The following is a 10,770-nucleotide window of genomic DNA, read 5'->3' on the forward strand; positions in this document are numbered from 1 at the left end:
ACAATGTTTAGAGTTTTATTCCTCATGCTTGTATTACTAGCAGGCTTAATTGCAGGACCTTATTTAGCCGGAAAACAGGGCTATGTGTTAATTCAAACGGCCAATACCAACTATGAATTATCCCTCGTCACCTTAGTGGTTTTCTTCGTGATTGCCATGGCGGTGGTCTATTTTATTGAATGGGCCGTACGTAAATTTTTCCGCTTAAGCAACAGTACCTACGGTTGGTTTTCACGCCGTAAACGGGTAAAAGCCCAAAAACAAACCCTACAAGGGTTAATCAAAATGGACGAGGGCAACTATTCCAAAGCGGAAAAATTAATTGGTAAAAATGCTAAACATTCTGATGAACCGATTTTAAATTTCATCAAAGCCGCTGAGGCAGCCCAACAACGGGGTGATGACTTCAATGCCAATAAATATTTAATGGAGGCCACAGAATTAGCGGGCCCAGATAATTTAGTGGTCGAGTTAGCCCGTACTCGCATTTTATTATTACAGCATAAATTGCCAGCCGCACGTAGCTCGGTAGATAGTTTGTTAGTGATGACGAACAAAAACCCAGAAGTCTTAAAACTGGCCATTGAGATTTATCAAAAATCTCAAGCATTTGAAGCGCTTGATGAAATATTGCCAATGATTGAACGTAGTAGCATGTATTCTGCCCAAGAATTCACCGCACTTCAACAAGCAGTGGAAAATGGGTTATTGGATGAAATCATGAATGAAGACGGTGCAGATGGCTTACTTGCATGGTGGCAAGATCAACCACGTAAACGCCATAACGACAATTATGTTCGTATCGCCTTGATTCAACGTTTAATTGATTGTAACGATCATGAATCCGCCTATGAGTTAAGCGTCGAGACCTTGAAAAAATTGGACGCCGACAGCGAATTTAATCAACCTTTATATGCCCAAATTACCCGTTTACAAGCTGCCGATAGCAGCAAGCTAGTGAAACTCTTGCAAAAACGGGTGAAAGGTGCAGACGAAAAAGCGGGCTGTTGTGCTTATCGTGCCTTGGGTTATTTGTATGTCCGTAATGCCGATTTTGCGAAAGCCGCTGAAGTATTTAAGAAAGTGGTAGCCAATAAGGACAATCTTGAGCCGAATGATATCACCATGGCAACCTATGTCTTTGAGCAAGTGGGCGAACAAGATCTGGCGAAACAGTTACGTGATGAAGTATTAAAATCCGCCATGGCCATTGATACCTTGGTAACGGAAAATGCAGAGCCTGTCATGGAGAATACCGACACCTTGCTGCTAGAACAACGCTCGCAGTAAAGCATTCATTCTCTTATCAGCCACTGATGTGCCGTGCTTTCGGATAACATCAGTGGCTGTTTTTTATTTACTTATTTAATCCCATCTGACCAATTTTTACGCCTAAATTGCCTAAAGCGACGGGGTCGAGATAATCCGCTAAGAATTTGAATAGCACATTTAAATCGGTAAAAGTGCGGTGAATTTTGACTTCGTTTTCGATTTTCCGAGTAAATTCATACTCAACCTGATCGTCCTGAATATGGGCGATAAGGGTAATATAAATGGTTTCAAAAAAATGGCTAGTCGCCCCCTCTTCACCTGGATCGCTGATACGTACGTTTAATGTGTTGGTAAATAAGGTTTCCGTAAATGCTGACATAGTTAATTTCCTTGTTAATTAAATGGTGCGTAAAAATAAAAACCCGATAATAAAATCTCTTATCCAAGAAATCTTATTATCGGGCTTTTCAGTCCATTTCGTCGCATATTTCGCCTTGCGTTGATAGCTACCTTTACCTTTGCGCTTTTTTTCCACTCGTTGGCGAAATAATCGATCATGTAATAATGCTTGAATCGCATTATCACGAATCACGCCTCGACCATGTTGGTAGGCCACACGACCTTGCATCTCTGTTTTATTTGTCATATTTTCCTCTCTTATTAATAAACTTGCTTATTATATATGTAATTCACACAAATTTTAACTTATAATCAAGAAAAAATTATGTAAGGAGCGATTTATGATAGAAATGCTGAAAAGTTGGTACATGCGCCGATTTAGCGATCCTCAAGCCATGGGATTGGCGGCTATTTTATTATTTTGCTTTATCGCTATTTATTTTTTTAGCGACCTGATTGCCCCCTTGTTAATCGCTATCGTATTGTCTTACTTGTTGGAATTTCCCATTCAATTTCTATCCAACAAATTTGCCTTGCCTCGCATTCTGTCGATTATTCTGGTCTTAGGTAGCTTTATCACATTCGCCCTATTACTGGCGTTTGGTTTGCTCCCTAACTTGATTAACCAAACCCTGAATTTATTAAGCGATTTGCCGAATATGTTTAACAAACTGCATGAATGGGCGATGCAGTTACCCGAAACCCACCCCGAATTTGTGGATGCGCAAATGGTTGAGGGAATCTTTACGGCGACACGGAGCAAAATCCTTGCCTTTGGCGAAAGTGCGGTGAAATTTTCACTTTCTTCTATTGTGAATTTGGTCACCATTGGCATTTATGCGTTTTTAGTGCCGCTGATGATGTTTTTTATGTTAAAAGATAAAAATACATTAATTCAATCCTTTACCCAATTTTTACCGCAAAACCGTCATCTTGCCAATAAAGTGTGGCAAGAAATGCAGTTACAAATTGCCAATTATATTCGTGGCAAGCTGTTTGAAATTGCGATTGTCACCCTTGTAACCTATATTGTGTTTCTGTTCTTTGGCTTAAATTATCCGCTTTTGCTGTCCGTTGCGGTGGGTGTGTCTGTGTTAGTGCCTTATGTGGGGGCCGTGTTAGTCAGTGTGCCAGTAGCTTTGGTGGCGTTTTTCCAATTCGGCGATCATTCTACATTCTGGTATATTATCATTGCGTACGTCGTTAGCCAGTTACTTGACGGAAATTTACTGGTGCCATTTTTATTCTCAGAAGCCGTTAATTTACATCCTTTAACCATCATTGTCTCGGTGTTAATTTTTGGTGGATTATGGGGATTCTGGGGCGTGTTTTTTGCTATTCCGTTGGCCACCTTGGTCAAAGCGGTGATCAATGCGTGGCCGTCCACCGAAGAATTGAATGTGATTGTAAAATAGATAAAAAAATAGCACGGTTATCCGTGCTATTTCGATATTCCATTGAATTATTTCACACGTGAAACGTATTCACCTGAACGAGTATCTACTTTGATCACTTCACCGATTTGAACAAATAAAGGCACTTTCACCACGGCACCTGTGCTTAATGTGGCCGGTTTACCACCCGTTCCTGCGGTATCCCCTTTCAAACCTGGGTCAGTATCCACAATTTCTAATTCCACAAAGTTTGGTGGCGTCACAGAAATCGGTGTACCATTCCATAAAGTAATAATACAATCCGCTTGGTCAAGTAACCATTTTTCTGCATCACCCACCGCTTTTTCATCCGCAGAGTATTGCTCAAAAGTTTCTGGGTGCATAAAATACCAGAAATCTTCGTCTTTGTAAGAATAGGTTAAGTTTAAATCCATAACGTCAGCGGCTTCAACAGAAGTGCCTGATTTAAAGTTCACGTCTAAGACTTTACCTGAAATGAGTTTACGAATACGAGTACGGGTAAAGGCTTGTCCTTTCCCTGGTTTAACAAATTCATTTTCAACGATAACGCAAGGCTCACCGTCTTGCATAAATTTTAGACCTGGTTTAAAGTCTGTGGTAGTGTATGATGCCATATTTATCCTTAATTTAGAGATAGAACGTTTTAAAGTGCGTATTTTAACCCAAAACCCCCTCATTAGAGAAGAACAAAAAGCAGAGAATTGGTTAGAAATTCTGGCAAATGCGGTTTCTGACCCTGAAAAATTGCTTAAAATGCTGGATTTACCGATAAATGCCTTTGAAAAAGATATTCAAGCACGCCGTTTATTTCCTATGCGTGTACCATTGCCTTTTGTGCAAAAAATGGAAAAAGGCAACCCGCAAGATCCGCTTTTTTTGCAAGTGATGACCGCCCAACAAGAATTTTTAGTGGAAGAGGGGTTTAGTAAAGATCCCCTTGAAGAACAGCAAACCGCTGCCCCCAATATTTTACATAAATACCATAACCGTTTGTTATTTATGATAAAAAATGGCTGTGCAGTTAACTGTCGTTATTGTTTCCGCCGCCATTTCCCTTATGAGCAAAACAAAGGCAATAAAGCCAACTGGTTAAAAGCCTTAGACTATATTGCGGAAAATCCACAAATTGAGGAAATTATTTGGTCAGGTGGCGATCCCTTAATGGCCAAAGATCATGAAATAGACTGGCTGATAAAAGCGCTCGAAAAAATACCGCACTTACAGCGTTTGCGTATTCATACTCGTTTGCCCGTAGTGATTCCACAGCGCATTACGGACGAACTCTGCCAAATTTTGGCCGAAGGTCGTTTTCAAACGGTGTTAGTCACCCATATTAATCACGCCAATGAAATAGACGAACAGTTCGCCCTCGCCATGACAGCATTAAAACAAGCGGGCGTCACTTTGTTAAATCAATCGGTGTTATTAAAAGGCGTGAATGATGATGCTAACATTTTAAAAGCACTGAGCGATCGCTTATTTTCCGTAGGCATTCTGCCTTATTATTTGCATTTATTGGACAAAGTCGAGGGCGCAAGCCATTTTTATCTTTCTGATGAAAGTGCGGTGAAAATTTACAAAGATTTACAAAAAATCAGTTCTGGCTATTTAGTGCCGAAATTAGCTCGTGAAATTGCCCATGAACCCAATAAAACTTTGTATGCCCCGTAGTTAATTCTAGGAAAATCACGAAAGATCCTTTAAAATAAGTAAAATTCGACCGCACTTTATTTAGGGTATAAAGTAAAGTGCAATTTTGTTTAGTATTTACTGAGGTAACATTGTGGAAAACACACCAAAAAATAATCCAAGTCAAAGTGAATTAGATTTGGGTACCAATCAAACTGATTCGATTTTGAGCAAAGTCACTGGCTTATTTAACAAAAAAGAGGGCGCCCAGCCGACACAATTTGCGGTGCGTAAAGAGCCAACATTCGGTAGCCAACCCACTGCGCCCCAAGCAACGGTAACACCGAGCCAGAATATCAATGCAAGCCCGAATGTTTCCGCTAGCATGGCACAAAATGTGACCCATTATGCTACCTCGAGTTCTTTCCAACAAGGTAACTACCTCAATACAACTCACACAGCACAGTCTGTCAGCAACGAAAACGGTCAAGAAAATGTCACAACGCCTGTTTCTAGCGTTACAGAGCCAACTCAACCGACCGCAGCAGAAACCGTTGTGGCGGAAACAACCGGTACAGTAGAAACCCCGACAGCAGAAAGCCCGACGGTTCCCCAAACGGATACACCAGAATCAGTTGAACAACCTGTTGTGGCACCTACATCAAGCAAAGCGAGCAATAAAAACCCTGAAAACTGGGCGATTATGCAGAAATTACCAACCAAACACCGTCGTTTATTTATTGCCATTGCAGGCGCCGTAGCCATTTTATTGGCGTTATTATGGTTAAAACCAAGTAATAATACCGTAGAAGAAATTCAAGCCAATAACAGTTCATCAACACCGATTGAATTCCAGTCGCTCAATCCAAATGAGCCACTACCAGAAACAACGGAAAATGTTGCTACTGCAGATAACAACGCCACGGCCAACAGCACTGTCGCACCAGCAGAACAGGCTAATGTAAATCCGGCTCCACAAGCTACTGCTGAAACCACAACGGCAGCACCAACCACACCAGAAACGGCTGCAGCAGCTAGCCAACCTGTGAACAGTGCCACAGAACAGGCCAAAGCGGAACAAGCAAAATTGGCCGCAGAGCAAGCACGTAAAGCCGAACAAGCCAAACTGGCGGCTGAACAAGCTCGTAAAGCCGAGCAAGCCAGACTGGCAGCGGAACAAGCTCGCAAAACAGAACAGGCTAAAGCTGCCGCTCAACAAGCGCATAAAGCTGAAACTAAAACCGCTGCGAGCAAAGCAAAAACAGCGCCAGTGGTTGATGCCAAACCAGCTAGCACCAGTAGCAGCGCCTCAAGCAATAAAGCAAGCAGTGCCAATACATCTGCTAGTAAAGCGACAAGTACAAACGCAACTTCTGGCACAAAAACCTTAGTCGTACCACAAGGGACATCCTTGTTCCAAGTGTTCCGTAGCAACGGTTTAGATATTCGTGATGCCAATGCTATGACCAAAGCTAACGGCGCAGGCAATGTATTAAGTAGCTTTAAAGCCAATGACAAAGTACAGGTTTCTGTCAGCCAAGGCCGTGTCAACAGCATGCGTTTATCGGATGGTTCGGTCTTTACACGTCAAGCAGACGGCACCTATAAATACAGCAAATAGGTTCACTATGTTAAAACGACTTTTATTACTCACCCTTATCGGCATCACGGCTTGCAATATGGAGGCTGGATTAGACAACAATAATCCGCCGCCTAAACCACGAGTGGTCTTAGACAAAACCACGCAAAAAGGTTCAGCAAGCCTATATAAATGTAAAGAGGATAAAGAAATAAAAGTCGTCCGTACCACGGAAAGTAGCAAAAACACCAAGAAAGTAAAAACCGATGAAATTCTTCTCACCTTTGAGGGCGTAACTGAAAAGCTGACCGCCACACTTTACCAAACGGGGAAATTTTACACCAGTATTCACTGGCAATGGCTAGAAGAAACGAACAACAATAGCCTACGTAGTAGTGTGGGTCAACTATTAGCTGACGAGTGTGTAGAACAATAGCCAATAGCAACAAAAAATAACCCACAAAATTAGACAATTATATCAAGGACTGACAACGATATTATATCGGACCCAGTCCTTTTAGTCTTAACTGAATACGTTCTTCATTATAATAACGAATATATTCATCAGTCACTATTTTTGCTTTTTCTGAATTTCTCTCCCCTTTTTTGTATTTATTTTGTTAAAAATTTAAGCAATCAATATAAAAATCTTTTAACTAGATCACATTTTCGACATTTATTTCTGAAATTCCTTAATCTTCGGCATATTATACGCACGGATTTTATTTTAATAACAATTATAACAAGACCAAGGAGTACATATGTCTTCAAATCAACCGTCTACAAAATGGACGAAATTTAACATCGCTTGGATGATTAACTTATTTGGTACCGCTGTGGGTGCGGGCGTATTATTTTTACCGATTAATGCGGGTCGTGCCGGTTTCTGGCCATTAGTGATTATGGCCATTTTAGTCGGACCAATGACCTATTTGGCACACCGTGGTTTATCTCGTTTTGTTTTGTCGTCTTCTAAACCGGGGAGCGACATTACCGAAGTCGTAGAAGAACACTTTGGTAAAACCGCAGGAAAATTAATTACCTTATTATATTTCTTTGCCATTTTCCCGATTTTATTAATTTATGGTAACGGTATTACCAACACGGTGGATTCCTTTATCGTCCACCAATTAGGCATGGCATCGCCTAACCGAGCATTACTTTCTCTTGTGTTAATTGCCGTGTTAATTTCAGTGATGTTAATGAATGAACGAGTCATGTTAAAACTCACCGAATGGTTAGTCTATCCATTGGTTCTCATTCTGTTTGCCTTGTCCGTTTATTTAATTCCAGAATGGAATGGCTCCATGCTGCAAGAAATGCCAACCGCCAGTGGTTTTATCACGACATTGTGGATTACCATTCCCGTATTGGTGTTCTCCTTTAACCATTCGCCTGCCATTTCGGCTTTCTCACAATCACAACAACGTGAATACCAAGATCCGATTTTAGCCGAAAAATATGCGAGCAAAACGCTAAAAGGCACATCCACCATGTTATTAATTTTCGTGATGTTCTTTGTGTTTAGTTGTGTTCTCACGTTAACACCAGCCGAATTAGCGCAAGCCAAAGCAGAAAATATCAGTATTTTATCGTTCTTAGCCAATAAATTTGATAATCCTTATATCTCTTACTTCGGCCCATTAGTCGCATTCTTTGCGATTACGAGCTCATTCTTCGGCCACTATTTAGGCGCTCGTGAGGGTTTAGAGGGGCTTTACATTAAAATGACCGACAATAAACAAATTAATCGTAAAAAACTCAATTATGGCACTGCGGTATTTTTCTTGTTAACCCTTTGGGGCGTTGCCGTCATTAACCCAAGTATTTTAGGCCTAATTGAATCCTTAGGCGGTCCGATTATTGCGATGATTTTGTTCATTATGCCGATGTATGCAATTCGTAAAGTGCCGGCAATGCAACGTTATCAAGGTCAATTAAGTAATATCTTTGTCACCGTGATGGGATTAATTGCCATTTCTGCGGTTGTCTATGGACTATTTTAGAATTTAAGCTAAAATGCCACTCTTTTTTGTATAATCAAATTCCCTTTTTCATGGTATGAGAAAGGGAATACTCTATAAGAAGTATAATATGATTAGCGTATTTGATATGTTTAAAGTGGGCATTGGTCCGTCTAGCTCACACACGGTGGGACCAATGAAAGCAGGAAAGCAATTTGTAGATGATTTGCTTTCCCAACAATTATTTGAACAAGTGGGCAAAATTCACGTTGATGTGTATGGTTCGTTATCGATGACAGGTCGAGGCCATAATACAGATACGGCGATTATTATGGGATTAGCCGGTTATTTGCCAGATGACGTGGACATTGAGTTAATTCCTCGATTTGTAGCCGAATTAAAAAAAACCGCCCTCTTACCGATTGCTCAAGGCCAAAAAAAGGTGATCTTTAATTTTGATGAAAATATGATGTTTCATCAAACCTTTTTGTCATTACACGAAAATGGCATGAAAATCACCGCACTTGATGAACAAAACAAGGTGATCTACCAAAAAACCTACTATTCTATCGGCGGTGGATTTATTGTGGATGAAGAACATTTTGGGCAAGAAGAAAAGCGGGACATTGAAATTCCGTTTCCTTACCAAAATTCGGTGGATATTTTAAAACATTGCAAAGAAAATGGTTTAGCGTTCTCCACCGTTGCCATGGAAAATGAAATTGCCTTGAACGGTAAAGCGGCCACGGAACAGCATTTACTTCGTGTATGGAACACCATGCAAGCCTGTATTGAACGTGGATTACATACTGAGGGCATTTTACCCGGCCCATTAAAAGTGCCAAGACGTGCTGCAACTTTGTACCGTATGTTACAAGCGAACACGAACCTATCCAATGATCCAATGCGTGTGATTGACTGGGTGAATATGTATGCGTTAGCCGTGAATGAAGAAAATGCGGCTGGCGGTCGTGTAGTGACAGCACCAACCAATGGGGCTTGTGGTATTATTCCTGCGGTATTATCTTATTATGAGAAATTTATTTCTCCGATTAGCCAAGAAATTATTGAACGCTATTTACTGGCCTGTGGCATGATTGGTTCATTGTACAAAATGAATGCGTCTATCTCTGGGGCGGAAGTCGGTTGCCAAGGCGAAGTGGGTGTGGCTTGCTCTATGGCTGCGGCTGGATTAGCAGAAATCCTAGGCGGTAGCCCTGAGCAAGTCTGTATTGCCGCTGAAATTGCTATGGAGCATAATTTAGGTTTAACCTGTGACCCTGTGGGTGGGCAAGTGCAAGTGCCTTGTATTGAACGTAATGCCATTGCCTCAGTTAAAGCTATTAATGCCAGTCGCATGGCCTTACGCCGTACCACTAACCCACGAGTCACGCTAGACAAAGTGATTGAAACCATGTATGAAACGGGCAAGGACATGAATTCCAAATACCGTGAAACATCACAAGGTGGCTTGGCGATTAAAGTGGTTTGTGATTAAAGAAATGAGTAACTTCTAAAAGAGAAGATATTCATCTTCTCTTTTTTGTTTTAAAATAACCGCACTTTTATATTGAGATATAAGGAAAATAAATGGTTTCGGAACGCTTTTATTTAAAAATGGAAGAACATTTTTTATATGTTCCCTATTACGATCATCACCGCCGTGTGCGAGTGTTACTACCGAAAGGCTATCACAAAGATCAATGGCAGCATTATCCTGTGGTGTATATGCACGACGGCCAAAACGTATTTTATAGTAAAGAATCTTATTCTGGCTATTCTTGGAAAATTATTCCCACCATCAAAAAACATAAAGAATTTCCCAAATTAATCATTGTTGGCATAGACAACGCCGGTTCAGACAGACTAGATGAATATTCCCCTTGGCAAGCCAGCGTTGGTTTCACCGAACAAGCTCGTCAAACAGGGGGAAAAGGCGGTGAATATGGAGATTGGGTGGTAAATACCGTCAAACCTTTTATTGACCAACATTATCGTACCAAACCCGAACGTGAACATACCTTATTGGCAGGCAGTTCCATGGGGGGGATTATTACCGCTTATATGGGTTCCGCTTATCCACATATTTTCGGCCACTTAGGCGTGTTTTCCTTGGCCTCGTGGTTTTGTGAGGGGGATTTTCTGCATTTCACCCATCACAATCCGATTGATCGTGCTAGCCGTGTGTTTATTCAGGTGGGGACCAATGAGGGCGACGACGCTGATGCGCAATATATTTCCAATATGAGCCAATCCTATATTGATTGCACCTTGCGTTATTATCAATCCTTAATCAGAACTGGCCACCCTGTCGATAAACTCTGTTTACGTATCATGGCTAATGAGATCCACCATGAAAAACATTGGGCGGATCATTTTGTCGAATTTTTACAATTTTCGTTAACCTAATCGCAAAAAACTGCGGTGAAAATGATCTGCACCCCAAAAGTTGGACTAATAACCAACTAAGTAAGGTGCAGATTTTTATGACTAAATACAACCAAGCATTTAA

11 protein-coding genes and 1 pseudogene are annotated in these 10,770 nt (G+C 41.0%); 8 read left to right on the plus strand and 4 right to left on the minus strand.

Annotated features, from left to right (window positions below; all coding sequences use genetic code 11):
- Window positions 1–3: 3 nt before the first annotated feature.
- Window positions 4–1,290 carry a heme biosynthesis HemY N-terminal domain-containing protein gene (locus ACTG7X_RS09350; protein ID WP_439258206.1) on the plus strand — a complete coding sequence of 429 codons (1,287 nt, stop codon included), beginning with the start codon at window positions 4–6 and terminating at the stop codon, window positions 1,288–1,290.
- A 67-nt stretch (window positions 1,291–1,357) separates the two neighbouring features.
- Here the strand turns inward: ACTG7X_RS09350 and ACTG7X_RS09355 are convergent, their stop codons facing one another.
- Together ACTG7X_RS09355 and ACTG7X_RS09360 are read right to left on the minus strand one after the other, a co-directional pair.
- Window positions 1,358–1,651, minus strand: coding sequence for a DUF5377 family protein (locus ACTG7X_RS09355; protein WP_439240105.1), 294 nt, complete (start codon window positions 1,649–1,651; stop codon window positions 1,358–1,360).
- An 18-nt stretch (window positions 1,652–1,669) separates the two neighbouring features.
- Complete coding sequence (locus ACTG7X_RS09360; RefSeq protein WP_439258207.1) at window positions 1,670–1,918, minus strand: alternative ribosome-rescue factor A; 249 nt, start codon at window positions 1,916–1,918, stop codon at window positions 1,670–1,672.
- Window positions 1,919–2,012: 94 nt separating this feature from the next.
- On the opposite strand from ACTG7X_RS09360, the gene ACTG7X_RS09365 reads away from it, so the two are divergent.
- Entirely contained in the window at window positions 2,013–3,086 is a 1,074-nt protein-coding gene (locus tag ACTG7X_RS09365) for an AI-2E family transporter (RefSeq protein WP_439258208.1), read from the plus strand.
- Window positions 3,087–3,133: 47 nt separating this feature from the next.
- Here ACTG7X_RS09365 and efp read toward each other — a convergent pair whose 3' ends face one another.
- Window positions 3,134–3,700: an elongation factor P gene (efp, locus tag ACTG7X_RS09370; RefSeq protein ID WP_132300040.1), complete on the minus strand. Its 567-nt coding sequence runs from the start codon at window positions 3,698–3,700 to the stop codon at window positions 3,134–3,136.
- Between the two features lie 34 nt (window positions 3,701–3,734).
- Here efp and epmB point away from each other — a divergent pair, with 34 nt between their 5' ends.
- The 3 genes from epmB to ACTG7X_RS09385 all read left to right on the plus strand — a co-directional run bounded on the left by epmB (window position 3,735) and on the right by ACTG7X_RS09385 (window position 6,730).
- On the plus strand, window positions 3,735–4,757 hold the full coding sequence (gene epmB, locus ACTG7X_RS09375) for an EF-P beta-lysylation protein EpmB (protein WP_439258209.1): 1,023 nt from the start codon (window positions 3,735–3,737) through the stop codon (window positions 4,755–4,757).
- A 112-nt stretch (window positions 4,758–4,869) separates the two neighbouring features.
- Window positions 4,870–6,336 carry a LysM-like peptidoglycan-binding domain-containing protein gene (locus tag ACTG7X_RS09380; RefSeq protein ID WP_439258210.1) on the plus strand — a complete coding sequence of 489 codons (1,467 nt, stop codon included), beginning with the start codon at window positions 4,870–4,872 and terminating at the stop codon, window positions 6,334–6,336.
- A gap of 7 nt (window positions 6,337–6,343) precedes the next feature.
- A complete protein-coding gene (locus ACTG7X_RS09385) occupies window positions 6,344–6,730 on the plus strand; it encodes an MliC family protein (protein ID WP_439258211.1) in 387 nt (128 codons plus the stop codon).
- A 61-nt stretch (window positions 6,731–6,791) separates the two neighbouring features.
- Here the strand turns inward: ACTG7X_RS09385 and ACTG7X_RS09390 are convergent.
- Window positions 6,792–6,872, minus strand: a pseudogene (locus ACTG7X_RS09390) (IS3 family transposase); the annotation flags it as partial.
- Between the two features lie 183 nt (window positions 6,873–7,055).
- Between ACTG7X_RS09390 and ACTG7X_RS09395 the strand changes: the two are divergent.
- From ACTG7X_RS09395 to ACTG7X_RS09405, 3 genes are all read left to right on the plus strand, one after another.
- Entirely contained in the window at window positions 7,056–8,300 is a 1,245-nt protein-coding gene (locus ACTG7X_RS09395) for an HAAAP family serine/threonine permease (RefSeq protein ID WP_439258212.1), read from the plus strand.
- Window positions 8,301–8,388: 88 nt separating this feature from the next.
- The gene (locus ACTG7X_RS09400) at window positions 8,389–9,756 is read left to right on the plus strand and encodes an L-serine ammonia-lyase (protein ID WP_439242770.1); all 1,368 of its coding nucleotides are present in this window, start codon (window positions 8,389–8,391) and stop codon (window positions 9,754–9,756) included.
- Between the two features lie 92 nt (window positions 9,757–9,848).
- The gene (locus ACTG7X_RS09405; protein WP_439258213.1) at window positions 9,849–10,667 is read left to right on the plus strand and encodes an alpha/beta hydrolase; all 819 of its coding nucleotides are present in this window, start codon (window positions 9,849–9,851) and stop codon (window positions 10,665–10,667) included.
- Window positions 10,668–10,770: the final 103 nt, after the last annotated feature.

The sequence above is a fragment of the Lonepinella sp. BR2271 genome (assembly GCF_051851515.1).
Lineage (GTDB): Bacteria > Pseudomonadota > Gammaproteobacteria > Enterobacterales > Pasteurellaceae > Lonepinella.